The sequence below is a fragment of the Bacillus cereus group sp. BfR-BA-01349 genome (assembly GCF_022663795.1).
In the GTDB taxonomy this organism is placed as follows: domain Bacteria; phylum Bacillota; class Bacilli; order Bacillales; family Bacillaceae_G; genus Bacillus_A; species Bacillus_A cereus.
Window position 1 is genome coordinate 36,586 of the sequence record NZ_JAKUGE010000020.1, and the last position, 26,508, is coordinate 63,093.

The following is a 26,508-nucleotide window of genomic DNA, read 5'->3' on the forward strand; positions in this document are numbered from 1 at the left end:
AGGAATTTCTCCTCATCTTTTTTATGCTGTTTTACCTTTTTCTATTGCTTGTTCGTACAGCTCTTTATGTTCTTTATATTCACTTGGTACGAAACTCTTATAGAAGAATGAGAACCAGCTGTCTCCTTTTTTATACCCTTCTTCTCGAATTTCCGCTGCTTTTTTATTCGATTTAAATCCTTCAGTAAACCACTTCTTTAACAATTCATTTCGTTCATACTTAGCAGGAACTTTTAAATCATAGTTTTCAAATGCATACTTATAGCCAGCCTTTTCTACTACCTTTTTTGTAGACTTATAGCCTTTTTCATACGCTGTTTCATATGCCTTCACGTATACTTCTTTCTCTCTATTTTCAGGATTCTTTTCAGCTAGTTCTTTCCCTGTCTTTTCCCCTAATTCAGCTTGCTCCTTTTCAATTTTTTCTGTTCTTTCTTTATTCCCTACTTTGAACCCGTCTGCAAAGTTTACCTTAAACTCTGGAGCAACTTGACTATCGTCCATCGTCTCTTGTGCTAAACCTTGTTCTTTTCCTTTTTCAAAATGCGTTTTCTTCTGCTCTTCTAAAGACCATGCGGCTGCATAAGTCGCTTTAAACGCTTGTTTATATGCATCAGATTTTCCAGCTACATGCACTTCTGCATCATTTTTTCCTGCTTTAAAATCAGTTTCTCCATTCTTTTGACCTTTTTCCATATCAGCTTGGCGCTGCGCTTCCTCTTGCTTACGTGCCTCTTCAGCTTTTCTTTGTTCTTCGGCTACACGTTGTCTCTCTTCTTCAGCTTTACGCTGTGCTTCTGCAGCACGTTGTTTTTCAGCCTCAGTATTGCGCTGTGCTTCTGCTTGTCTCTCAGCTTCTACAGCACTATTATTATTCTGACTAGGAGCTGGGCTCGTTGCGCCACTACTAGAAGCTGGTTTATTGTGATAATGATATTCCCCGTACTGTAATCCCCACTTCTCACAATTTGTACGACACGTATGTCCGCCATTAGCATCTGTACGCCCTGGATGCGCATAAGCTGAAATTGGAGCTACCAATAACGCTATACTCGTTGTTAAAAGAAGTTTCTTCACCTGTTGTCTCACTCTTGTCCCTCCCAAAATATGGAATTCTTACTTTATTATACATAAATAGAAGAATACTTAAATACGAACCGAAATATTCTATTATTTCTCAACATTAGTAAAAAAGAAGGTGAACTCTTTAAAGAGTTCACCTTCTTTTTTACTTCTTCGCCTTCGTTCCTACTAAATCACCAGCAACAACATAACGCTTAGAATTATCCTTTACAGATACACATGTAATAAGCGTTATCTCATCTTTCCCATGATCCTCTACAACTTCCCACTTATCAGGAGTCACTTCAGATACACCAGTAACCGCATACTCATATTCATTTTCATTGTCATACAAATAAATTTTATCGCCTTTTTTCAAAGAAGCTATATCACTAAATAAAACACCTTTTTTAGACATATTATGTCCTGCTAATGCGTAATTTCCTTTTCCCATAACTTGATTCTCTTTTACTGTCGCTGCACCTGATAATAAGTTTTTTTCAGTAGAAGCTTTTAAAACAGGCAGTTCTACTGAAACACTTGGAATCGAAATACGACCAATTACTTGTTTCTTATCTAATGATGCATTCGCTACTTCCGCCAAGTCTGGTTGATTAATTTTGGAAGCATCTACAAATTCCGTCTCATGCTTTTCATAATCCATCTTTTGAACAGCCTGCACATTTTCAGTCTGTTTCTTTTCAGCCTGATATCCATCATAAAATGGCTTTCCAATTAACACGCCACCTACAACAAATAGCAGAATTGCTACTATACTATAAATTCTTTGCTTATTCATACACAGTTCCTTTCCCTTACAAAATCTTACTCTATATAAAATGATAAAATAATATCGTCATATGTACAAGTATTAGCTGAAAAGAAACCTTCTTGCCGGTGCAAGAAGGTTTCTTTTTAAGCTAATTTATTTCTGTATAGTGATACGTGAAATACTGTCATTTGAATAAAGAAAATAGAAAATAGAATATATAATGGGTATCCAGGAAGATATTCATTAATAATAGGCGAAAAAGTTAAAAATCCAACTGCACAAGGTAACACAAACCATAACGATACAAATGTTGTTCTACAAGCTTTATCCGTAATCGCTTTTTCACGTTCATCTTCTAGTGGAAATAATAATGGATACATCCAAAAAGATAAATTCTTATATTTTTTCTTTTGAATTCGATAAAAAATTGTAACTATAATTGCTCCAATAAATAATAAAATGAATGGTACTCCATTAAACCATACTTCAAACGGGAATTTCTCGTTTTTAATTATATCTGCTAACTCTGTAATAACACTATAAAATTCAACAAATGTCCAACATGCTAGTGCAGTATAGAGTACATTTATAATATAAGAAAAAACAATTCTATTCATCCTTTTCCCCCTCCTTATTTAAAACAAACACATCTTCCATCTTTAACTGAAACACATCACAAATCGTAAGTGCCAATAACAACGAAGGAACGTAATCCCCTTTTTCAATTGCTGCAATTGTTTGTCTCGTTACTCCAACCTTTTCTGCTAATACGCTTTGCGTAAAGTTAAAACGAGCTCTTAATTCTTTTACTCTGTTTAAAATGGTCAAATTTACCACCTCTCACCATTATTGTATGCTATCCTTAACAAAATGTAAACTCAACTTAACATTATTATTATAAAAAAATCCAACTCTACGTATTGTAAAGTTGGATTACATATTAATTTAAAATTTTAACTTTAACTGTTCTTCTACCCCAGTCATTAGCTTGAGCTGAATTTGGCATTAATAAATCAATGATATGCCCTTTTATTGCACTACCAGTATCTCCAGCAATTGCTGTTCCATATCCTTCTACATATACAGTAGAACCTAATGGGATAACAGATGGATCTACAGCAATTAATTTCATGTTTGGATTTGCAGTTAAATTATGTCCTAACTTAGATTTTACAGTTTCACCCGGTTTATAGCCATTTTCAGATGGGTCAGCTGTATAAGCGGTTGCTGTTACGTAAAATTCTTTTCCACCTTGAGTTGGTTTCGTATCAGGCTTAGGCTGTGTTTCTGTATTTTTTGCTACAGGTTCAGCTGGTTTACTAGCTTTTTCCTGCTTTTGCTTTTCAGCAATTTCTGCTTGTGCTTTCGCTAAAGCTTCTTGCTCTGCTTTTGCAGCCGCTTCTGCTTTTGCACGCTCTTCCGCTGCGATTCTTGCTGCTTCTTGCTCACGAGCAATTGTTTCTTGTACTGTCTTCATATTTGATTCAATTTTAGCTTTTTCTTCCGCTGCTAAATTAAGTTGACTTGCAACTTCATTATATTTAGCTTGAACTGTTTGTAAGTTATCTTGACGCTTCTTCAAGTTATCTTGCAGTTCAGCTTGCGCTTTTGCTAATTTTTGTTTGTCTACTACTAAAGATGCTTCTTTTTCGTCAATTGTTTTCTTATCTTCTTCAATTTGACGAAGATCTTGTTCTTGTAGACGTAAAATTTCTTTATCAGCTTCTAGAATAGTAGAAACTGCGTTCATACGTTGTAAGAAGTCTGCAAAGTTTTTTGACTCTACTACAACTTCTACTACTAAACTTGTATTTGAACTGTTTTGAACAGAAACCATACGTTTTCTCATAATATCTTTACGAGCAAGGACTTTATCCTCCAAAACGACAATTTCTTGCTTTTTTTGCTCAATCTGCTTATGTGTTTCATCGATTTTACGTTGAATAGCAGCTTGATCCTCTTTATTTTTTGCAATTGTATTATTTAAATTATGTAGTTCGTTTTCGATACCTTTAATTTCTTTACTAACAGCTTGCTTCTCTTGCTCTTTCTTTTGCATTTCTGCATCGTTTTGTTGCAATTGCTGTTGCATGTTGTTAAGTTTCTCGTCGTTTGACTCTGCTTTAACAGCGACTGTACTAGAAAGACCGATAATTCCTGCTAATACTAGACAGCTGATTCGCTTAAAATAGTTCATAATCCGACTCCCTTCTTATACAGTTATACATGATTTATTTTACAGTTTGTTTACAAAACGATTAAATACAGTTTATTTTTCGTGACGAAAAAAAGAGAATTATGAATAAAATGTAATAGATTCTTAAATATTTAACAATTCCTATATTTAAAAAATACAAAAGATGCTAAAATCCAAATATAGAGAAAATATAACTTTCGAAGGCGGTTGAAATAAATACATGTTTACTCAAAAAAAATCACTCCAACATACAATTGCTCAATTAGAAGAGCGTATACAAGAATTAGAAGCAGAATTAAAACAAAAAGATATCGAAAAGCAAGAGACTATTTCTACTATCCACGATCGTGTACAAAGCGTTATCCAAGAGCATCAACTTGTAAATAACCAACATAATACACTTCAAAATTTAGTTCAACAATTAAGTTCATGTTTCGAAAATGTTTCAACACGTACGACACATTCCAATGAGTTAAATAATGAAATGTTACAAAAGGAACAAAGCTTAATTCAGTCTATTGCAGAAATTATTGACTGCTCTAATGAAGGAAAAGAATCCGTTCACCGCTTACTTATTGTAATTAATAAATTAGGTGAACAATCTCAACGCACGTCTAATAGTATGAATCATCTAAGCGAACGCTCAAAGGAAATCGAGCAAATTGTAGAAGTCATTCAAAACATTGCAGCACAAACAAATTTACTTGCTTTAAATGCGAGTATTGAAGCCGCGCGTGCTGGAGAGCATGGTAAGGGATTCGCCGTCGTTGCCAATGAAGTAAGAAAACTAGCGGAAAGTACAGCAGAAAGTACAAAAAACATCGGCAACTTAACGAAAAAAATACAAGAAGAAATTGAAAAAGCATATGATAACACAAAAGATAATTTACATTTAGTCGATGAAGGTGTAGAAATGAGCGCCGATACAAATGCTAGAATTGAAAATATTTTAGTTATGATTCAAACGTTACAAAATGGTGCTACAAATGTTATTAAGGCTATCGAAAACCAAAAGTCTTGTAATAATGACATATTACGAGAATTCGCTAACACACAACAAATGTTCCAAAAATTAAATACTACTATTATGAATCATATTCATGATGCTGAAAAAGTCGATGTTCAATTGTCTAAAAGTCTTCAAGGAACAGTGACTTCTTAATTAAAATTAAGAATCCCTTATACTGCTATAAGGGATTTTTATTTTATTTTGAATATTTATTTCTTTTCAATATTCATCCATATCTTTGTTATAATGGAAAAGTTGTTTCTTTCAACTAATAAACAAGGAGGTTATTATGGAACAATTTTACTACGTTTTAAAATATTTAATTCTCGGTCTGTTCCAAGGACTAACAGAACCAATTCCGATTTCTTCAAGTGGTCATCTCGTTTTAGCACAACATTTGCTAGGACTAAAAATAGAAGAGTTTAGCTTCGAACTACTTGTTAATTCAGCTTCATTATTAGCTGTATTACTTATTTATAGAAATGATTTAATTCGTCTAACGAAGAATGGTCTCTCTTATATATTTACAAGAGCAGAAGACGCAAAATCAGATTTCTTCTTTATTATTTATCTTGTTATTGCAACCATTCCAGCAGGTGTTATTGGTGTTTTATTTAAAGATTACATCGATCAGTACTTAAAAGGTGTGAAGATGGTTGGGATTTCCCTTCTTATTACTGCTGTCGGCCTTTGGATTATTAGAAATTTACGCGGTCGTAAAAATGATGGCGACCTTTCTATGAAAGATGCAATCATCGTCGGATTAGCACAAGCTTGTGCACTGATTCCCGGAATAAGCCGATCTGGTGCCACAATCGTAGCAGCAATGTTACTTGGTATGAAGCAAGAAACAGCTCTTCGCTTCTCATTCTTACTATACATTCCTGTTAGCTTAGGTGGCTTATTGTTAAGCATTACAGACATTGCAAATGACCCAAATCTAGACACATTATTCGTACCATATGTCGTTGCATTCATCGCAACATTTATCATGACGTATATTTCACTAAAATGGTTTATGAACATTATGGCAAAAGGAAATTTAAAATATTTCTCTTTCTATTGTATTATCGTAGGTGTACTTACTCTTATTTTCTTATAAAGTAAAACTTACAAATTAAAAGCGAGTCATCTAGTGTAATAGAATGACTCGCTTTTTTATACCTTTATTAAGTTAAAACCTATTATTCACTTATAATTTTCAGAATGTTATAATATTTATCGAGTTCACTATTACAGTAATTCTATCTTTCCTACTATTATCGTAAAAGAGGTGTTTATATGTTTATAGTTACTAAACTCATTCACATTAAGTACGAATATGAAAATGAGCTACTTTATGGGCTTAAACAAAATTATCCTTCCCCCGGAACGAACGGTTGTATTAACATAGAGTTTTCACCTGTTCATCGTACAAATGATAAGGCAGAGTATATGATTCGTATGTTATGGAAAACACAACAAGATTACCATACATGGCTTTCTCAAAAAGAAGGCAATGAAACTTTGAAGCACAAAATACAAGGCTATATCCTTTCTTCCAAATCAAATGCTACCTATGTGCATTAATCCTTCTCTTTTTATTCCTTACGAGGGGCAAAATGATAAAGTGAAACTTTAATCACCCTCATCAATTGGGCTATTCACAAATAACGAGATAAGGACCCTCTTACTTTTCATACTGTAAGAGGGCTTCTCTTATGCATACACTTTCTTCTCTTGACAATACAAACGAATAACATGTTTATTTTGTTGAAATACATCATGCGTCAGCCGAATAATAATAAAGTTTCGTTTTGTTTGATCATCATGAACAAAAATCTGTTCTCCCTCCTGAAAACGCCATGCACTTTCAAAAGTCGTAATATGATCCCCACTTACAGAAAAAAGTTCATATCGCATCTCTTGTACCCTCTCTCAACTTATGAAATCACAATATCCTTATATTAATTTATTATAACTTAATTCCTATCAAATTAGTAATTTTTTCTATTTCGAAAGGTTTTAACTTTGTATTTAAATATTTTTAGCGCTATAATGATAAACGAATTTTTATTGAAAGGAGTTTTACTTTGACTGCATATTTATTTCCAGTGAAAACAGCCTTTATTTTATTTCCTTTTTTAGCAATGTTTCTTTTAATCCCTTTTTTAATATTTAATTATCGAAAATACGGTTATTTAAATAAATGGCGCTCATTTATTTTATACTCATTATTACTTTACTTATTAAATGCCTATTTTCTTGTTATTTTGCCGTTGCCACAAACGTTTGATACTTGTAGCCTACAACCGGCTAATACACAACACATGCAACTCGCACCATTTTATTTCATACAAGAGATTAGTAGTCATACATCGGCAGTTTTAACGAAACCAGCTACTTATTTCTACTTATTAAAAGAGTCTGCGTTTTTACAAGTTGCCTTTAACGTTCTATTAACTGTTCCATTCGGTATTTACTTACGTTATTATTTCCGACGTAGTTTCTTACAAACAATTTGCATTTCCTTTTTCCTTTCACTATTTTTCGAGCTAACACAAGTGACTGGATTATACAGTATATACAATTGTGCATACCGATTATTTGATATCGATGATTTGTTTTTAAATACATTAGGTGGCGTAATTGGTTTTATCATTGCACCAATATTTACGTACTTCCTTCCGAAGACAAACGAGTTAGATAGTCATATTGATTTGGAAACGAAACCAGTCGGATTCATTCGTCGCCTTATCGCGATGCAAATTGATTGGATTTTCTTATCTATCGTCGTACCTGTCGTTAAAAACAAAGGAAATTCTTTCTTCGTTTCTAATATGCAATCTTACACCAATATGTATGAACTCATTTTCATTACGTGTTCAATCCTTATTTACTTTATTATTATTCCATACTTTACTAACGGAAAAACAATTGGGAAAGCATTGCTTCGCATTCACGTGAAAGGAAAATCAAATCGTATTACATTAAAAGAACTATTTATTCGCTACGGTATATTTTATTTTGCGTTAGGTGGAATCAATTATATTCTTTCTAGTAGCTCTATTTTAAATCACACAGAGCCTTTAGTATTACTCGTTACATTATTATTCCTATTCATCATTAACGGCCTATTTATTATTCATGTTTTACTACATGTATTTAGCCGTGATAAACTACTATTTTATGAACATATTAGTCATACAAGAAATGCAATTACACTAAAAAAAGCTGACAAATAATTATTTGTCAGCTTTTTCATATACATAATGTGAAACTTTAATTAGCCCTCACCTAACTTCTTTGCTTCCACTGAATTTTGACGTAGGGGTCTTACTGCCTGACAAATAGCGGGATAAATAACTTCTCCGCATAAGGATTAAAAAACATTCCAAGTTCATCTAGAGATTTCCTCACCTGTAAAAACGAATGAAACTCTGGATATATATATTGTAATTGCTCATACGATAATGTATGCATTTTCCCCCAATGTGGACGCCCTTCATACTTCAGAAAAATCTTTTCCACTTCGCCAAAGTAAGCAGCATATTTCATACCTTTATACATATGAACAGCGATATATGCTGAATCTCTTCCATAGGCCGGACTAAGCCATATATCATCCCCTTTCACATAGCGGCATTCGATTGGGAAGTGCACCTTATACTTTTTCTTTTCAATAAGATTTGAGATTTCTTCTACAACCGTCCTCATATACTTTGAAGGAATGCTATACTCCATTTCATAAAATGGCACCGTACGTGATGTAGCAAATACTTCATAGCTCGGGCCAATTATTTTTGTGTTTGGTACAGCTTTAGCTGATAATCGACTCACTCCTTTACTTATAGAAGGAAACCATTTACATCCTTTAGATAGTAAAGAGAACATCCTATTTTCAAGTAACTCTACCTTTAGTTTATGCCATTTCAAATCACTGCCTTTATTCGTTGTTTCGTTCGTAAGTTTCACTTGTACTTCATCAGAATAAGGAAAAACGAAAAATTCAAAATGACGATGCTTCTTATATTCTTCTAGTTTGTTCATTACAGTGGATAATGACTGTTTTTCACTTTCATAAACGAGTGAATACGCTGGAATAACCTTCAATTTTATCTTTACAATGATACCTAACATTCCAAGTGACAACTGAAACGCTCTCCAATATTCTACGTTCTCAGCTTCCGAACAAACTATACTCTCACCATTAGATAGAACTGCCGTAATCTCTATAACTTGTGTTGATAAACTCCCAAAGGTAATACCCGTTCCATGAGTCCCCGTACTAATCGCTCCTGCAATAGATTGCGAATCAATATCCCCTAAATTTTCTTGCGCATAACCTTTTTCCTCAAGTAACTTCCCTAAATCATATAACTTTGTTCCTGCCCATACTTCAGCAACCATCTTCTCTGCATCAATATTCACAATACCCTTCAATTCATCTAAAGAAACTAAAACTTCTTCCGTTTGCACAAGGGGGGTAAACGAGTGTCCTGAACCGACAACACGAATTTTCTTTCCCTTTTTTCGCGCAAGCCCCACAACTTCTACTACATCTTGTATACTTTCTGGATACATCGTATAATGCGGCGTTCCTTCTACATTCCCTGTCCAATTTCTCCACTTTTGTCCCTTTATAGAAAGCATTGGCCATCCCCCCGATATGTTGAATACTCCCCGACAATCTCTCCTTTTTTAACACGATACAAAAAAGGAAAGCGTTCACATAATTCACCAGCCTTACTATGACGAAACAAAATGGTCTCTCCTATATCCACTCGTTCCTCGCCGTTATAAAAAATTGGCGTTTGTACCTCGCCAGCACCTTCTAAAGCTAATAATTTTGCACCCTTCGGTCTCCAAACTTCAGGCTCTTTATCTTTTCCAACTGCTCCTGAAGCAATATATCCACCACCTAGGCAAGTGTAAATAAACGGGACTGGTTTACGCACAACTGGTAAGGCAAATCCGACCGCTGGATGAAATTTCACCTCTTTATAATAATCAAACAGCTTCGGAGAATAAAAAGCAGAACCTATTGTAATCTCTGAAACTGAATTATCTTTCTCGGTTGTTTTTATGCTTCCTGTTCCGCCTCCATTTACAAACCTTAGCTCAACACCAATGTTTTGTATTGCTTTTACAATATGTTCTCTTCTTTCTTTAACTTCTAGCACTGATTTCTGCTTTAAATACGAAATCACTTTACTTTTCAACCATTGATTCGGTATATAATCGCCCACCCCGGCAATTTGAGCTTCATATCCCATTACACCATCTAACATTAAATATGATGACCTTCTCACCTTTTCTACTACTTTCAACGCATCCTGCACATTTTTTACTGGGGACCTTTGTACACCAAAATGAAATTGAAAGAAGCGACTACTCATATCAATATCCAAACAAACACGAAAACATCCTTTAGATTGCTCAGCAATGTTTTCTAAATACACAATATGCTCTTCACAATCCACCATACAAGTTATAATGAAACCTTTCTTTGTTAACAAACTAATTTCATACAGAGCTCTTTCATCGTAAGCAGGATATCCAAGCAATAAATCATTAAATCCTTGTTCTATTAAAAATAAAATCTCTCTAGGTGAAAAGCACATAATACCTTGAAATCGATTATTTGTAGATAGTATCTTTTGCATAATCGGAACAGAGCGTAACGATTTACTCGCTATACGAATCTTTTTATTTCCACTTAACTCTATAATCGATTGAATATTTCTATCTAAAGCCACTTCATCCAAAAATGCACACGGTAATGGAACTTCTTTAAAAATTCCTCGATCCACATTTTTCTCTCCTCTTCTCAATATGTCTTATACATATTGGAAAGAAAGTGTGATTTTCCTGTTTGCAAATAAAAAAAGTTTCTTCTTTACGAAGAAACTTTTTGAAACTACTTCATAGAAATAGTCGCCTCTACTGGATAATGATCAGAGTAATCATTATACGTATATTTTTGGAACCATGATGTAACAGTCCATTGTGGAGATTGCGGCTGTAACACCTTATTCTCTATATACGATGGGTTCGCATGGTCTTTACTTGCAATAATATAATCTAAATACTCAGCAGGACTATCAGGGAAATTATATTTTGCAATACTGTTTGTCGTTGCGTCCCAAGTCGCTGTATGTCCAGTATAAGATGGTACAGAAGCGTTCAATGTTTTAAACATAGATGCATACTCTGAGTCATTCTTGTTCTCTGCATTTATTTTATTTACGTTCATATCACCACCAATTAACACATACTCATTATTTGGTATATTTTTATTTTTAATAAAGTCTTGAATTTCTTTTAATTGGTCTGTACGTACAGATGCAGGTGAAGTTTTTCCGCACATACTATCTTCCGCTTGCAAATGCGTACCAATTACATGAACAAAGCGATCATTTTTCTTAATTTTCGTGTATACAAATCCTTTATTCGATAAATTATCTGGCCCGCATCCTTTTGCAAATACATATTGAATCTTTTCAGCGATTGGCCATTTGCTCACAATCGCAACGCCACCATCTTCAGGAGTTGAAGATGAATAGTTTCCTAACGACATATGAAATGGCCTACCGAGCAATTCAAGAATATATTCAATTTTATAATACAGAAAGATTCCAAGAAAAACTTCACGGCCTTTCCCCGATAGAATATCGGGAAAAGGCCGTGGCATAATACTCTTTTTATTACTGTCTACTTGACAGGGAGATGACCACTAACTTATGAATAAATCCAAACACTAATCCAATCCCAATAAATATGTATAAGATTGTAAATATCTTTCCGAAATCAGTTTGCGGACTAAAATTCCCATCACCGACAGTCGTCAACGTGACCACACTAAAATATAAAGCGTCAATAGGACGTAATTCTTCAACTGTACTATAAAAAATCGTACCCGATATTAAAGTCAAAATTGTTAATACGAATAATACTTGAAATTCTTTATCTTTCCACGCTCGTAAACAGGCTCTTAACATTCGCTTTAAAGTTAACAAAAATGAAAGCATTAGATTCTCCCTTCCAAACAAAAATACATTTAGTCAAAGGAAAGTCTATCACCTTTCAGTATAGAAAAAAAGTAGCCCTCTTCTATTTCTAGAAAAGGGCTACTCTATTCGATTCTATCTTATTTAGGTGAAACAAGAATTTTCACTTGTGTTTTATCTTTTACAAGTGCTTCAAATCCTTCTTCAACAACTTGATCGACTGTAATTTTTTTCGTAATTAATTTCTCTGCTTGAATTTGACCAGAGCTAATTAATTTAATAACAGCTGGGAAGATGTGACGGTATCCTAAAATACCAATAACTTCTTTTTCTTTTAATACTAAGTTATTTGGAGTAATTGTTGCGTCTTTTTCCCATACACTAACAATTACAGTTTGTCCTTCGAAGCTTGTACTTTCAATCGCTTGACGTAGTACAACTTCAACACCTGTTACTTCAAAGCTAACATTTACACCTAAACCATTTGTTAAGTTACGAATTTCAGCTAACACATCTTGAGTTGCTGGATTTAATACATAATCCGCACCTGCTAATTTCGCTAACTCTTGACGTTCTTTAGAAAGTTCAACTGCAATAACAAGAGTTGCTCCTGCTGCTTTAGCTGCTTGGATAACAAGAAGTCCAATTGGACCGCAACCAAATACTGCTACAGCTTCCCCTTCTTTTAATTTACTTTGACGTACTGCATGAACTGCTACTGCTGCTGGTTCTACAAGCGCACCTTGTTCATACGTCATTTCATCTGGAATGTGATGAACCATATCTTCTGGTACTACTGTATATTCAGAGAAACCGCCGCCTTCTCCGCCAAGACCGTGGAAAACAAGTTGTTCACAAACATTGTAATGTCCATGTTTACAAGCTTCACATTTACCACAAGAATAAATTGGTTCTACAACAACGCGGTCTCCCACTTTATGAGATGTAACTCCTTCACCAATCTCTATTATCTCACCACTAAACTCATGACCTAAAATAACAGGTGCTTTCACATGTGTTAATGGATGTTCTTCTGTTGGAATAAAAATAGGCCCTGCTAAATATTCATGCAAGTCTGTCCCACAAATACCACACCATTTAACTTTGATTTTCACTGTTCCTGGTTTTACTGTTGGTTCTGGTACTTCTTCTACTCGTACATCACGTTGATTATGCCAAAGTAGTGCTTTCATTTTATACATCCCTCTCTATGTATATACTTAACCTGGTGAAGTTTACAATTCTATTATAATACTTCTATCCATATATTTCAAAAAAACAACCGCATCTCTACTAATTTTTTACAAATAATGTTCAATATTTTGTCACTTTGTACTTTTTTCCACATCTGTTAATTCAATTTCATTGCAGGTGAAATTAGCATTGTGCCATAATAGCATAGGAGAGGTGAATATCGCTTGAAATATTTTATTTACTTTATCGTTATCGTGGCATTTTTAGATACATTTTCACAATTACCTATTATGAGTACTTTCGCTCAAAGCCTTGGAGGAACCCCTCTTATTATCGGGCTAGTTGTCGGTATGTACTCATTCGCTAATATGATCGGTAATATTATTGCTGGAGCAGCTGTCGATAAATTTGGTGCAAAAAAAATCCTTTATATAAGCATGGGAATTACGAGTTTCATAGTCTTGTTATACACCGTTGTTCAAAGTGGTGAACAACTATTAGTTGTTCGCTTTATGCATGGATTTAGTGATGGCTTTTTAATTCCTGCTGCCTTTACATTTTTATCAAAACAAACAAATGCAAAAAGACAAGGAAAAGCAATGGCTCTATCTGGTGCTGCTGTTGGAACAGCCGCAATCGTAGGACCGGCTTTCAGCGGTATTATGAAAGCAACAACTGGCGTAGAATGGGTCTTCATTACTATTTCTATTTTAATGGCTCTTGGTACGATCGTATCTCTATTCTTCTTACCAAATAACGTATCAAGAAAAGATACATCAAGAACGCAAATGATGAACAAAGAAGATATGGTTGAACTTTTAAAATCAGAACCGTTATTACAAGCATATATTGGTGCTTTCACATTAATGTTTTCACAAGGAATTGTCACTTATATGTTACCAGTAAAAGTTGAGGCATTAGCGCTTAAAGCATCCACAACAGGCATGATGTTAAGTGTATTTGGTATAACTGCTATCCTCTTCTTCTTGCTTCCAACAAATCGTATTTACGATCGATTTAATCGTTCGAAACTAATGCTAATCGGAATTGCAGTTATGGCATTCGCATTATCTTTACTCGGATTATTTGCTACAAAAGGTATGCTCTTTATCGTAATGATGATTTATGGAATTGGATTCGCAATCCTCTTCCCCTCTATTAACGCTTTACTCGTTGAAAATACTACAGACGATAATCGCGGAAAGGCATTCGGATTATTTTATGCCTTCTTCTCATTAGGAGTTGTTGCTGGCTCCTTTACAGTCGGCGCAATCGGAGCATCACCTAGCATCAGCTTCATTATCGGGACAGCATTTTTATTAACATTTGCTGGGATGATTTATGTAAGAAGCAAAGTAAAAAAGACAATGATGGGATAATCCATCGTTGTCTTTTTTAAAATGCATATTGATATAATCCGTAATATAATGGAAGCGTTGGAATAATTCCAATTACTTTAAATATAAAAGGTAACGGCTCATCTCGCTCCTCATATAAACGAAAAACAAAAACTGCAGTTAAAGTCCAAATGATGCTAAACAAGAAAATACATTTCCAAACAATTGAGGTTAATATTTGTATATCAAATACAAAACCAAAGAGCCCTATCCACGTAATAATAGAAACTACAAAGTCAAACTTTTGAATTGGTGTTTGAAACATGCCCCTTACTAACGAAATAATAGCTAACATTGCTACAATAACTAAATATATTTTCCAAAGCATTATGATAATCTCCTATTCAATTCAACTTTTAACTTTCAATAAGCCGTATTTAATAAACAATATAGCATTATATTTTTCATGGAAATAATACAATGGATAACAAAATAAGAAGAAAATAAGTACAGTTGGTACATCATCTATAATAGAAAAATATTTTACTAGTAATTCCTTAATACTCTCTCCAATTATAATAAACAGTGGAATGATACAAATTGCTGCTAATATTAAGCACGGTGTGATTCTCATTTCTTTTAACTTCACCTTGCAGTGTGGACATCTGAATGAAAAAGGATGCGGGAGATCAATAATATGTTGCGCAGTAATCTCTCCTTCACACTGTGGACATTCAATTATTTCTTTCATTTAACTCAACTCCTTTCTATCTACAAAAAGAGCACTATCCAATAGCGCTCTTTTACTGCCGAATATATTACTTTTGTGTGTAACCAAGTAACAATGTAAATAAATTAAACTGTAAAGGCAATACTACATTTCTTCTTTTACAAAAAAGGTGTATAAATACCGACGATACTTCGACAATTTCCTCGGAAATATTTCCTTTCCCCACATAATTTGATACACTACATATGAACAGAGACTTGTATTACATAAGCTAAAATAATAACTTACTGTACAAATTAAAAAGCACACTCTTCATATGAAGAATGTGCTTTTATGTTATTAGCGTTTAATCCAAACAGCGCCTGCCGATTTATCTTCTGCCTGTCCAACAACTTGGAATTTAAGTCCAAGGTTTGGAACTTTTCTTCCTGCGTCTGCAATTTGCTTGTTACTATATACTTTTGAATCATCAAAAGTTGTAACACCTTGTAATCCAGAATAGTTAAACTGACCACGTGTTAATGAATTTACACTCCATGCTGGTGTTTTATCAAATGAAAATGCAGCATCTGCAATTTGCATGCCCGTATTACCGTATGCTGGTTTCCCGTTTAAATTACCAACTAGCGCTTCTGGATGAGAGTCAACAACACCAAGGAATCCTTCACCTGGATGCATCCCAACCCAGTTATCTTTAAAGCTATCATCTGCATACCAAACGACAAGACCTGTATTGTACACTGGACCTTTTCCTGCTTTTAATCCATTATCTGATCCCGCATAGTTTCTCCATTCTAAGTAGTAGTAATGAGCTTTCTTCTCTGTCCCATCAGAAACAACAAAACCATTTAAATTCATTTTAGACTGTCCTTCTGCATCATCAGAAAATACAACTTGTCCATCAACAGTTACATTTACACTATCCATCGCAAAACCTTTATATGTTACAGCCGGATCTGTAATATAGTCGAATTGTAGTTTCACTTTTTTGCCTTTAAATTGACTTAAATCATATGATTTATCAATCCATTTCCCATCTGTTGTATCTTTATCTCCTTGGACTACTTTTTCTCCAAGTCTATCAATTAACGTCTTCATTCCATCTTCTGTTACTGCATGTACTTCGACGAAATCGCACTCTGCTTCTAACTCATAATTTGCTTTATAATCGAATTTTGCATTTGTTCCCTTTGTTAAATTAAAGAATGGTGTCTCTAACGTTGTATGCATATCATCGCCTCTTGTACTATAATATGCATGCTTTCCAAACTCCGGTTTAATCGTTTCAACACTTTTACCTGGTAAGTTAACACGTACAACGCCTGGACGGTTTGATTTCGTAACACTTTGATCAATATAGGTAGGAACTCCCACACCACTCTTAATTTTATCGTAATCTACTTCTAATATTTTTGCCCAGTTGCCACCCATATTCTTTTGTAAAAAGTCTTTATTTTGTGGTGAAAAACTAGTCGGCTCTGTTCCTGCGATTTTCCCTGTCCAACTACCTCCACTCATTAATGACCAAGCTTCGACTGGTGAACCATTTCCAGTATATTTCGTGTCATATTCATCTGGTAATCCAAGATCATGTCCAAATTCATGTGCAAACACACCTACAGCTCCATCTTCCGGTTCAATTGTGTAATCATGTGCTGCGACTTTACCACCAAAGTAATCTACCTTTGATTTCGTACCTTCAATCGCTACTGGATCTACTGCTAATTTTGAACGATGTGACCAGATCGCATCATCACCTAATTTACCGCCACCAGCTTCTTGACCAACACCAGCATGGATTACCATTAAATGATCAATTACACCGTCAGGTTCATTTTGATTCCCGTCCCCGTTTGTATCATATCTATCAAATTGATCAAACTGGGATAAATCTAGTCCTTTCTCAGCAGCTGCATGCAAAGCTTCTTTCACTAAATCACGTGCACCTTTCGGACCTTTATTATCGTGACCACTGCTACCATCAGCTCCATAATCAGATGCTTTTCCTGGAACAGTTAGCCACTCCGTTACATATCCATCTGTCGTATAACTACCACCAGACTGCTCTTCATAGTATTGTTTAAACGTTTTTACTTTTGAACCATCAAATAAAGTATAAGGCTCATTACCGAACAACATCTTTTGATAATGTTCTCTACTAAAGTCTTGCGAATACATATAACCTGGTGTTTGATCAATATTATTATGTTTATAATCACTAAATTCAACGAGTAGCACTAATACTTTATCCGATCGAACAGATCCATTATATGGAGCTTGCTTTGCTTTTGAAGTTGGAACTTGCTCATTCAATTGCTTTTTATTTGGTTCTGGCTTTTGCTCAAGGCTAACATTTTTTTCAGCCTTTTTTACATTTTCCTTTTCTTCCATCTTTTTCTCTTTTACTTTTTTTGTGAAATCAGACGTTTCTTGTGAGTGAGCATCTGGAAGAATTTCTTTATTCGCCTGATCTCCTTGTTTCTTTTCAATATATTGCTCAACAGCTTTTTTCGTCTCTTCTTTAGAAGATGCTGGATTAATTGTTCCTCTTTCTTTCAGTGCTTCCGCTAAACGATCTTCTTGAATTAAATTGTAATCAATTGGTGTTGTAGATACATTATCTTTCTCTTTTGCTGCCGTTTCTGCATATGCTAACGGAGCACTCATTACAGATGTACATCCGATAATTGCCGCAATTGCTAATGATGACAACACTTTAAATGGTGCTTTTCTTCTCATTCCATTTCTCCCCTTTTATAAAACTTAAAATTCAGATAAATTGGTGCATTTTTGTCGAAATCTCTGTTTACTACCCTCCCTATATAAAAAGACATAATTCTATAAACATTAAGCTTTTTGTTATAGAATCATGCCCTCCAGTTTTCTGGTCAGACCCTCTATCTTTTTATCCCTTGGTTCAATTAATAATCAGTGTGGGGATGAACAAAGCCCCCACTGATTAAAGTTTCACTTTATGTCGAAATATGAAAAATAAAGAGTTATGTGATATATATTAAATATCTTATATAACAAATTTAAAAGACAATATGCAAAATTGCATGAAAATTCTTTTAAATAAAAAAAAGAATCCTAGTCAATTAAACTAGGATTCTTGCTTTTCTATTATTTCTCTTGTGTTTTTTCCCAATCAGCTAAAAATTTCTCAATTCCTTGATCTGTTAATGGGTGCTTCACTAATGAAGCAATTACGTTTGCTGGGATTGTTGCAATATGTGCACCGTTTAATGCTGCGTCAGTTACGTGAACACTGTGACGTACAGATGCTGCAATGATTTCTGTTTCGATGCCATGAATTGCAAAGATTTCTGCGATTTGACGAATTAAGTCCATACCGTTATGACCGATATCGTCTAAGCGACCTAAGAATGGTGAAACGTATGTTGCACCATCACGAGCTGCAAGTAATGCTTGAACTGCTGAGAATACTAATGTAACGTTTGTACGAATTCCTAAATCAGAGAACGCTTTTACTGCTTTTAAACCTTCTGTTGTCATTGGAACTTTTACAACAACGTTTGGAGCAATCTTCGCTAGTTCTTTTCCTTCTTCAATCATTTTATCAGCTTCTAAGCTAATTACTTCTGCACTTACAGGTCCTTCTACAACGTTGCAAATTTCACGAATGCGTTCGTGGAAATCTACGCCTTCTTTTGCTACAAGTGATGGATTTGTCGTTACTCCAGCTAATACGCCTAATGCATTTGCCTCTTTAATTTCGTTAATGTTTGCTGTATCAATAAAGAATTTCATTTGTTATTCTTCCTTCCTAATTTTCATTTTATATTTATTTTTTTTCTTAATAAGCTCTAATTCAATCGGAATAGATTTGTCCACTTTTTTACCTTGTGTTATCTCTTTTGCTGTTTGCATCGCCTTCTCTCCGATTAATTCTGGTTTTTGAGCGACTGTTGCAGCCATACGCCCATCGTTAACCGCTTTCACAGCATCTTCTGTTGCATCAAATCCAACAACTACTACATCTGTTTTTCCAGCAGACTTCAATGCTTCAAGTGCACCTAATGCCATCTCATCGTTATGAGCAAACACGGCTTTAATATCGCTATTTGCTTGCAAAATGTTTTCCATAACAGATAATCCTTTCGCTCTATCAAAATCAGCCGCTTGTTTTGCAACTACTTTTAAAGACTTATCGGCTACGTTATGGAATCCTTTCCCACGTTCACGAGCAGCGGAAGATCCAGGGATTCCTTCTAACTCAGCAACGTTTGCTCCTTCGCCAACTAATTCCCGAATGTAATCACTAGCCATTTGACCACCTTCGATATTGTTAGAAGCAATGTGAGAAACAACCTTACCTGAATTCGCAACGCGGTCTACTGTAATAACAGGAACATTTGCTGCATTTGCCGCACTTACTGCTGAAGCAACAGCATCTGAATCGGTCGGATTAATAACAACTACATCGACACCCTTTTGAATTAAATCTTCAACATCGTTCGTTTGCTTTGCTGCATCATTTTGTGCATCAACAGCAATTAATTCGATGCCACTATCTTTCGCTTTCTTTTCTGCACCCTTTTTCAAAGTTACAAAAAAGGGATTATTTAAAGTTGAAACAGAGAATCCAACTTTAATAGTTTTATTTCGACCTTTATCGCTAGAATCCTTTGCCCATTCTGGCGGTTCCATTGAACAACCAGCAGTAATGACCATAATACATGCAACGAGTATAAGTAACCATTTCTTCATGAACTGTCCCTCCATTACGCTTCTTTTCTGCGATCAATTAATACAGCTAGTAAGATTACAAGTCCTTTTACAACTTGTTGGAAGAAAGAAGATACACCCAATAAATTTAAACCGTTATTTAGTACACCGATAATAAGTACACCGATGAATGTACCAACAATCCATCCTCTTCCCCCAGAAAGACTTGTTCCACCTAATACAACTGCTGCAATTGCATCTAATTCATAAGAAGTACCTGCAGTCGGCTGTGCAGAATCTAATCGTGATGTTAAGACAATACCTGCAAGCGCTGCCAAAATTCCGGAAAGACCGTAAATCATTACTTTAATTCTCGTAACATTAATACCTGATAGTGCTGCTGCTTCTTCATTTCCACCAATTGCAAATGTACGGCGACCAAATGTCGTTTTCTTCAAAATGAAGTACAGTACTGCGAAAGCGATCATCATTGTAACAGCTGGTACCGGAATACCAAGAAAATAACCGCGGCCAAACATTTGGAACATTAAATGATCACCAAGACCAGTGATCGGACGTCCGTCCATATAAACAAGCGTCAACCCACGAAAAATAGTCATTGTTGCCAAAGTTGCAATAAATGGAGCTACTTTTCCTTTCGCAATGATGATACCGTTTACAATTCCCATTACAAGACCTGCTAATAATCCAACTGCCATTGCAAGGAACGGATCCATGCCACTTGCCATCATTCCAGCAACAAGTGCACTTGATAATGCTAAAATAGAACCTACCGATAAGTCAATACCCCCTGTTAAAATTACGAAGGTCATTCCGAATGCAATAAGCGCATTAATCGATACTTGACGCAGTATATTAAATAAATTTGGAATTTCAATGAACGCTGGATTTAAAGCTGTAATTACAACGATAATTAATACTAAACCGATTAAAGAACCGAGTTGTTGTAATACATTCCCCTTCTTATCCATCCTTACTCTCCCCCTGTAGCTAGTGCCATAATAGACTCTTGTGATGCCTCATCTTTCTCTAAAATTCCGCCGACTTTTCCTTCATGAATAACAAGAACTCGATCACTCATCCCTAAAACTTCCGGAAGCTCAGATGATACCATAATAACGGCATCGCCTTGCTCTGTAAGCTTATTCATAATAGAGTAAATTTCTTTTTTCGCTCCAACATCAACACCTCTTGTTGGCTCATCTAAAATGAGTAATTGCGGATGAATGCCTAGCCATTTTGCGATTACAATCTTTTGCTGATTTCCACCAGAAAGAGATTTCACTGCCTGCTCTCCGCTAGATGCTTTCACATTAAGAAGCTTCATCATATCCTCTGTAAACTGTTGTTCTAGCTCATTGCTTAGAACACTTCCCTTTGAAAGACTTTCTAAATTCGGTAAAGCTAAATTTTCTCGAATTGAAAAATCTAACACTAATCCTTCAGACTTTCTATCTTCTGTAATAAAAGCAATTCTTTGTCTAATTGCATCTATTGGACTATCAATCTTTACCTCTTGTCCATTTATAAAAATTTGTCCAGAGTCTAAAGGTTCGTATCCAAATATCGCTTTCATAATATCTGTACGGCCAGCTCCCATCAAACCAGCTACACCAAGGATTTCACCTTTCCTCACTTGAAAAGAAACATTTTCAAATTTCCCTTTCTTCGTTCCGTTACGCATTTCAAAAATGACATCACCAATTTGACTATTTCGCTCTGGATAACGTTCACCAATGCTGCGCCCCACCATCATACTCACTACTTCATCAAATGATGTTTCTGGAATTAATCTCTTTCCGACGTATTCTCCATCACGCAAAATCGTAATAGCATCACATATTGAGAAAATCTCTTCCATACGATGCGAAATGTACACGAATGAAACACCTTCTTTACGTAACTTATTGATTACTGTAAAGAGCGTTTCGATTTCACGATCCGTCAGTGCCGCAGTAGGTTCATCCATAATAATAACGCTCGCGTTGGTCATTAATGCTTTCGCAATTTCGATAATTTGCTGTTGTCCAACCGATAATTCCTCTGCTAACATAGCGCCTCTTACATGCAACCCTAACTCCGCTAGTTGTTGCTGCGCAATGGCGTTCATTTGTCGAGTGCGTAAAATACCTGTTTTCCCATACATTAACTCTTTACCGAGAAACATATTTTCAGCTACTGTTAAATTCGGCAATATGTTTAGTTCTTGATGTATAAATGCGATGCCGTACTCTTCAGCTTCTTTCGCATTTTTAAAGGTGCGCTCTTGCCCATCAATCGTGATTGTCCCACCATCTTTTTTGTATACACCTGTTAAAATCTTCATGAGCGTTGATTTACCCGCTCCATTTTCCCCCATCAATGCATGGACTTCTCCTGTTTCAATCATAAACTGTGCATTCTTCAAAACAGGATTTCCATTGAACGCCTTTGAAATGTTTTTCATTTCAATATGCATTCCCATCACTTCCCTTTATTAAAAAATCACGCCTGCATGTAAAATTACATTTGCATAAGGCGTAGCCTCGCCTGTACGAATAATCGCCTTCGCTTTCTTTGTATGCTCTTTAAATTGCTCATGAGATACATACTCAAATGCTGGCTCTATTAATTTCTGCTCTATTTCTTTATTTACTTCCGCATTATTTATAATGACTTCTTCTGCTAACGTCACTTTTTCGATTGCCATATCATCAGCTACAACTTGTAACACCTCTAAAAAACTCGGTTTTCCAATCTCAACAGCTAAATCAATTCGTTTTACTCCATCCGGAATCGGTAACCCGCAATCAGCAATTACAACCGTATCTGTATGCCCAAGTGAAGCAAGGACTGCCGCGATTTCACTATTTAATACACCATGCTTTTTCACCCAACAATCACCTGCACTTCACGTACTCGATCTCTCGTTGGCATACCGCCCTGTGCTCCAAGTTTCGTTACAGAAAGACCACCGGCAATATTCGCGAAACGAATTGCTTTTTGAAGTGTCTCTCCTTCAGAAAGTGCAACTGCTAACGCACCATTAAATGTATCACCAGCTCCAGTTGTATCCACTACATCAACAGCAATGCTAGGAACATGTACAATCTCCGTCCCATTATGGAAACGAACACCGTTAGAACCTTCTGTCATCAATAGTTTATTTGGATATTTAGCCAGTAAATCTTCAATTGGTGAGATGAAATCATCTAATACGATGCGGCACTCATGTTCATTTGGCGTAATATAAGTTGCCTTTTCTAAAATTTCTTCTGATAAAACTTGTGCTGGCGCTGGATTTAACATAACAGGAATATTATGTTTCTCACAAATAGCCAATACATATTTTACTGTTTCAAGTGGAATTTCTAGTTGAAGAACAACCATATCCGCTTTTACAAGAAGGTCTTTGGAGCGATCTACAACTGACTTATTTACAAGAGCATTTGCCCCTTGTACGACAACAATACTGTTATCTTCTTCTGCTAAAACGATATGAGCAATTCCTGTCGTTCTATCTGTAACCGGTACCACATAATCGATAAAAATGCGTTCGTTCTCTAAATTTTTTCTAACTACTGTTCCATAATCATCATTTCCTACCGCTCCAACCATTGCTACATTTGCTCCTAATCTAGCTGCAGCAACTGCTTGGTTTGCCCCTTTCCCTCCTGGGATTGTATGAAACGCTTCACCAATTACTGTTTCTCCTGCTTTCGGCCGTTTTTTTGAAACAGCCACTAAGTCCATTGAAATGCTCCCTACTACTGCAATATTTGGCATCTGTTTCATCTCCTTACTTCGTTGTATTTCGTTCTATAATTTCAATCGGCAAACGATAATGTTTCTCTTCTAATGTATTTCCTTCCATTTGCTCTAACAACAACTCTGTTGCAATTTTCCCCATTTCATATATTGGTTGTGCAACTGTCGTAATAGATGGATACAGCATTTCCGTTAAAGAAATGCCATCAAATCCGATAATTTGTAAATCATCTGGAATAGCAATCCCCTTTTGAAGTGCAGCCTTTACAATACCGATCGCAATTAAATCATTCCCAGCAACAATACCATCAATATGCGGGTATTCTTCTAATAATTCCATCGCTACACGCTCACTATTTGCTGGATCAAACGTACTCTCTGCAATCATATACGAAAGATTATTTTGCGTAATAACGTCTACAAAACCCTCAAAGCGTTCATTTGCAGTACTCACATCACGTGGACCGCGAATATGTGCAATATATTTACATCCTTTATCTAGTAACAACTTTGTCGCAGCCTGACTTCCTGCATAGTTATCTGCATATACAGTAGGAATACGCTCATTAAACATACGGTCAATCGCAACAACCGGAACAGATAAATTCATGTAATTAACACTATTTTGTGGATTCGTTGCTACAATAAATCCATCTACATTATTTTGTCTAAGCACATCAATATATTGTTTCTCTTTTTCTAAACTTTCATCAGAGTTACAAAGGACAACTGTGTAACCTTGTTTATGTGCTACATCTTCTACGGCACGTGCAACTTCCGGAAAGAATGGATTCACGATATTTGGAACAACTAAGCCAATTAAACGAGACTTTTTATTATACAGTGAACGCGCTACTGTACTAGGCTTATAATCTAACATCTCAATTGCACGTTCTACCTTTTTTAATGTATCTTCGTGAACATATCCATTTTTATTTAGAACTCTGGAAACGGTCGCAACAGATACTCCCGCTAATTTCGCAACGTCTTTGATCGTACTCATTCTCTTTTCTCCTCATTTCATGTAACCGTTTACAGAAAATAATATAACGTATTTCTAAAAATACGTCAATCATTTCTCACTAAAAAGCTTTTGAGGTTATACTCAAAAAAGCACCGCCATAAGGCGATGCTTCTTCATTACGAGTATGATACAGTTTTTTCTTTTTCTTCTACAACAGGCTCTTTAGCATCTTTTTTACGATCTGATAATTTAATTTTTTGTAAGAAAATCGTAAAGATAGCACCTACTACGATAAATACTAATCCTGTTAAGAATACAGTATGAAGCGAGTCTACTAAAGAGTTTTTCAAAATAGGTACAATACTGTTAGCGAACGCTTCTGGCATTTGTTTTAATGCCTCTGGGCTAAATAGCATCGAATATAAACCTTGTGGATCTGTGTGAATCATATCTTTAAATTTCGTTACCATTTGTCCCGCTTCTTTCGGGAATGTATCTAATACAGGTACTAAATTCTTTGTTAATGTCGTACCTGAAGTGTTATTCATAATTGATCCTAAAATTGTAATACCAAATGTACCACCGATTTGTCGGAAGAACTGACTTGATGATGTTACAACACCAAGGTCTTTTTTCGGGAAGCTTTCTTGTAACGCTAATGTTAATGTCGGCATTACAAGACCCATTCCTAAACCGATAACCATCATATAAGAAGTAGCTGTAAGCTTCGTTGTGTGCATATCCATCGTTGTTAATAACCAGAAACCACCGGCCATAATAAGCATACCTGCGATAATTTGTGGTTTTACACCAACTTTTAATACAAGTTGCCCACCGATAATACTCATCACAATCATTGTAATCATCATTGGAGTCATAATTGTTCCTGATTCAGCAGCACTTACTCCTACAATACCTTGCATGAAGAATGGTACGAACATAATCGCGCCGAACATTCCAATACTCATAAAGAATCCAATCGCATTCAGTATTGTAAATGTGCGATTTTTAAAGAAATGCATTGGTAAAATTGGCTCTTCAGCTTTCGTTTCAACGATAACAAAGCTAACGATACCAATTACAGCTAGTGCAAATAAACCGATAATTTGCCAAGAATCCCATGCATAATCTTTTCCGCCAAACGTTAGCGCAAGTAATAAACTTACAACACCGAGAATCATCGTAAAGATTCCAGCGATATCAATTTTAATTGGTCCTGTTTGTTTATGCGATTTTAATCCCATTGCAATAAAGATTGTTGCTAAAATACCAACCGGTAAGTTAATGTAGAATACCCATCTCCAGTTCACTGCATCTACAATCCAACCACCAACTTGTGGTCCAATTACAGAAGCAAGGCCGTATAACGCACCAAAAATACCTTGCCATTTTGCACGTTCTTTCCCCGTGAACATATCTCCAATAATAATCATAGCCATTGGCATCATAATACCGCCACCAAGACCTTGAATACCACGGAAAATAATTAATTCTGCCATACCATTTGCCATACCACATAACGCCGAACCAATCATGAAAATAACTAGCCCTGTTATATATACGTTACGACGACCAAGTAAATCCGCTAATTTACCTGCAATTGGTACAACTGTCGTTGATGTTAACATATAAGCTGTTGTTAACCATGTCATTAAACTTAATCCACCTAGGTCACCGACGATACGTGGCATTGCTGTACCAACAATTGTTCCATCTAATGCAGCAAATAGCATCGCGATAATTAAACCGATTAACAACAACTTTCTATTTTGATTTTCTTGTTGCTCCATGTAATCT

25 protein-coding genes and 3 pseudogenes are annotated in these 26,508 nt (G+C 35.4%); 6 read left to right on the forward strand and 22 right to left on the reverse strand.

Annotation, left to right across the window (positions count from 1 at the left end; translation table 11 throughout):
* Positions 1 to 21: 21 nt before the first annotated feature.
* The 5 genes from MR169_RS13015 to MR169_RS13035 form a co-directional block, all read right to left on the reverse strand.
* Complete coding sequence (locus MR169_RS13015; RefSeq protein ID WP_242319497.1) at positions 22 to 1,089, reverse strand: YHYH domain-containing protein; 1,068 nt, start codon at positions 1,087 to 1,089, stop codon at positions 22 to 24.
* Positions 1,090 to 1,228: 139 nt separating this feature from the next.
* A complete protein-coding gene (locus tag MR169_RS13020) occupies positions 1,229 to 1,861 on the reverse strand; it encodes a class A sortase (RefSeq protein ID WP_001041724.1) in 633 nt (210 codons plus the stop codon).
* A 116-nt stretch (positions 1,862 to 1,977) separates the two neighbouring features.
* The gene (locus MR169_RS13025) at positions 1,978 to 2,451 is read right to left on the reverse strand and encodes a DUF2178 domain-containing protein (protein WP_001080043.1); all 474 of its coding nucleotides are present in this window, start codon (positions 2,449 to 2,451) and stop codon (positions 1,978 to 1,980) included.
* Complete coding sequence (locus tag MR169_RS13030; protein WP_000154020.1) at positions 2,444 to 2,662, reverse strand: helix-turn-helix transcriptional regulator; 219 nt, start codon at positions 2,660 to 2,662, stop codon at positions 2,444 to 2,446. The genes MR169_RS13025 and MR169_RS13030 overlap by 8 nt, the downstream gene beginning before the upstream one ends.
* 112 nt (positions 2,663 to 2,774) lie before the next feature.
* A complete protein-coding gene (locus tag MR169_RS13035; RefSeq protein WP_001105784.1) occupies positions 2,775 to 4,031 on the reverse strand; it encodes a 3D domain-containing protein in 1,257 nt (418 codons plus the stop codon).
* Positions 4,032 to 4,662: 631 nt separating this feature from the next.
* Between MR169_RS13035 and MR169_RS28475 the strand changes: the two are divergent.
* The 3 genes and pseudogenes from MR169_RS28475 to MR169_RS13050 all read left to right on the forward strand — a co-directional run.
* Positions 4,663 to 5,193 (forward strand): annotated as a pseudogene (locus tag MR169_RS28475) (methyl-accepting chemotaxis protein); the annotation flags it as partial.
* A 136-nt stretch (positions 5,194 to 5,329) separates the two neighbouring features.
* Positions 5,330 to 6,142, forward strand: coding sequence for an undecaprenyl-diphosphate phosphatase (locus tag MR169_RS13045; RefSeq protein ID WP_242319499.1), 813 nt, complete (start codon positions 5,330 to 5,332; stop codon positions 6,140 to 6,142).
* Positions 6,143 to 6,321: 179 nt separating this feature from the next.
* The gene (locus tag MR169_RS13050; protein WP_242319500.1) at positions 6,322 to 6,609 is read left to right on the forward strand and encodes a hypothetical protein; all 288 of its coding nucleotides are present in this window, start codon (positions 6,322 to 6,324) and stop codon (positions 6,607 to 6,609) included.
* Between the two features lie 129 nt (positions 6,610 to 6,738).
* On the opposite strand, the gene MR169_RS13055 is transcribed toward MR169_RS13050, so the two are convergent.
* On the reverse strand, positions 6,739 to 6,942 hold the full coding sequence (locus tag MR169_RS13055; protein ID WP_001268332.1) for a hypothetical protein: 204 nt from the start codon (positions 6,940 to 6,942) through the stop codon (positions 6,739 to 6,741).
* A gap of 170 nt (positions 6,943 to 7,112) precedes the next feature.
* Between MR169_RS13055 and MR169_RS13060 the strand changes: the two genes are divergently transcribed.
* Positions 7,113 to 8,264 carry a VanZ family protein gene (locus MR169_RS13060; RefSeq protein WP_000128015.1) on the forward strand — a complete coding sequence of 384 codons (1,152 nt, stop codon included), beginning with the start codon at positions 7,113 to 7,115 and terminating at the stop codon, positions 8,262 to 8,264.
* 91 nt (positions 8,265 to 8,355) lie between these two features.
* Here the strand turns inward: MR169_RS13060 and MR169_RS13065 are convergent, their stop codons facing one another.
* The 3 genes and pseudogenes from MR169_RS13065 to sph all read right to left on the reverse strand — a co-directional run.
* Positions 8,356 to 9,672: a D-arabinono-1,4-lactone oxidase gene (locus tag MR169_RS13065; RefSeq protein ID WP_000948950.1), complete on the reverse strand. Its 1,317-nt coding sequence runs from the start codon at positions 9,670 to 9,672 to the stop codon at positions 8,356 to 8,358.
* A complete protein-coding gene (locus MR169_RS13070; RefSeq protein ID WP_242319501.1) occupies positions 9,660 to 10,832 on the reverse strand; it encodes an amino acid deaminase/aldolase in 1,173 nt (390 codons plus the stop codon). Before MR169_RS13070 ends, MR169_RS13065 begins: the two co-directional genes overlap by 13 nt.
* A 107-nt stretch (positions 10,833 to 10,939) precedes the next feature.
* Positions 10,940 to 11,596: pseudogene (gene sph / locus MR169_RS13075) on the reverse strand (sphingomyelinase C); the annotation flags it as partial.
* On the opposite strand from sph, the pseudogene MR169_RS13080 reads away from it, so the two are divergent.
* Positions 11,593 to 11,715: pseudogene (locus MR169_RS13080) on the forward strand (IS3 family transposase); the annotation flags it as partial. The pseudogenes sph and MR169_RS13080 overlap by 4 nt on opposite strands.
* Positions 11,716 to 11,726: 11 nt before the next feature.
* Here MR169_RS13080 and MR169_RS13085 read toward each other — a convergent pair.
* On the reverse strand, positions 11,727 to 12,050 hold the full coding sequence (locus MR169_RS13085) for a potassium channel family protein (RefSeq protein WP_242319502.1): 324 nt from the start codon (positions 12,048 to 12,050) through the stop codon (positions 11,727 to 11,729).
* A 119-nt stretch (positions 12,051 to 12,169) separates the two neighbouring features.
* On the reverse strand, positions 12,170 to 13,222 hold the full coding sequence (gene bdhA / locus MR169_RS13090) for a (R,R)-butanediol dehydrogenase (protein WP_242319503.1): 1,053 nt from the start codon (positions 13,220 to 13,222) through the stop codon (positions 12,170 to 12,172).
* A 225-nt stretch (positions 13,223 to 13,447) separates the two neighbouring features.
* Between bdhA and MR169_RS13095 the strand changes: the two genes are divergently transcribed.
* Positions 13,448 to 14,602, forward strand: a complete 1,155-nt coding sequence (locus MR169_RS13095) for an MFS transporter (RefSeq protein ID WP_242319504.1) — start codon at positions 13,448 to 13,450, stop codon at positions 14,600 to 14,602.
* A 16-nt stretch (positions 14,603 to 14,618) separates the two neighbouring features.
* Here MR169_RS13095 and MR169_RS13100 read toward each other — a convergent pair whose 3' ends face one another.
* The 11 genes from MR169_RS13100 to MR169_RS13150 form a co-directional block, all read right to left on the reverse strand.
* Positions 14,619 to 14,948: a hypothetical protein gene (locus MR169_RS13100; protein ID WP_016117170.1), complete on the reverse strand. Its 330-nt coding sequence runs from the start codon at positions 14,946 to 14,948 to the stop codon at positions 14,619 to 14,621.
* A 21-nt stretch (positions 14,949 to 14,969) separates the two neighbouring features.
* On the reverse strand, positions 14,970 to 15,311 hold the full coding sequence (locus MR169_RS13105; RefSeq protein WP_242319505.1) for a hypothetical protein: 342 nt from the start codon (positions 15,309 to 15,311) through the stop codon (positions 14,970 to 14,972).
* A gap of 318 nt (positions 15,312 to 15,629) precedes the next feature.
* On the reverse strand, positions 15,630 to 18,029 hold the full coding sequence (gene inhA2, locus MR169_RS13110; RefSeq protein ID WP_242319506.1) for a M6 family metalloprotease immune inhibitor InhA2: 2,400 nt from the start codon (positions 18,027 to 18,029) through the stop codon (positions 15,630 to 15,632).
* Between the two features lie 384 nt (positions 18,030 to 18,413).
* On the reverse strand, positions 18,414 to 19,061 hold the full coding sequence (fsa, locus tag MR169_RS13115; RefSeq protein ID WP_242319507.1) for a fructose-6-phosphate aldolase: 648 nt from the start codon (positions 19,059 to 19,061) through the stop codon (positions 18,414 to 18,416).
* Positions 19,062 to 19,064: 3 nt separating this feature from the next.
* Positions 19,065 to 20,021, reverse strand: coding sequence for a ribose ABC transporter substrate-binding protein RbsB (gene rbsB / locus MR169_RS13120; protein WP_242319508.1), 957 nt, complete (start codon positions 20,019 to 20,021; stop codon positions 19,065 to 19,067).
* 14 nt (positions 20,022 to 20,035) lie between these two features.
* Entirely contained in the window at positions 20,036 to 20,971 is a 936-nt protein-coding gene (locus tag MR169_RS13125) for an ABC transporter permease subunit (RefSeq protein ID WP_131933953.1), read from the reverse strand.
* A 2-nt stretch (positions 20,972 to 20,973) separates the two neighbouring features.
* Positions 20,974 to 22,458, reverse strand: coding sequence for a ribose ABC transporter ATP-binding protein RbsA (gene rbsA, locus MR169_RS13130; RefSeq protein WP_016117168.1), 1,485 nt, complete (start codon positions 22,456 to 22,458; stop codon positions 20,974 to 20,976).
* Positions 22,459 to 22,476: 18 nt separating this feature from the next.
* Complete coding sequence (gene rbsD, locus MR169_RS13135; RefSeq protein WP_000716151.1) at positions 22,477 to 22,872, reverse strand: D-ribose pyranase; 396 nt, start codon at positions 22,870 to 22,872, stop codon at positions 22,477 to 22,479.
* Positions 22,869 to 23,765, reverse strand: coding sequence for a ribokinase (gene rbsK, locus MR169_RS13140; RefSeq protein ID WP_001132869.1), 897 nt, complete (start codon positions 23,763 to 23,765; stop codon positions 22,869 to 22,871). The genes rbsD and rbsK overlap by 4 nt, the downstream gene beginning before the upstream one ends.
* 13 nt (positions 23,766 to 23,778) lie before the next feature.
* Positions 23,779 to 24,750 (reverse strand): ribose operon transcriptional repressor RbsR, encoded by a 972-nt coding sequence (gene rbsR, locus MR169_RS13145; RefSeq protein WP_242319509.1) that lies wholly within the window; start codon positions 24,748 to 24,750, stop codon positions 23,779 to 23,781.
* A gap of 137 nt (positions 24,751 to 24,887) precedes the next feature.
* Positions 24,888 to 26,501: an MDR family MFS transporter gene (locus MR169_RS13150; protein WP_240853505.1), complete on the reverse strand. Its 1,614-nt coding sequence runs from the start codon at positions 26,499 to 26,501 to the stop codon at positions 24,888 to 24,890.
* Between the last annotated feature and the right edge of the window lie 7 nt (positions 26,502 to 26,508).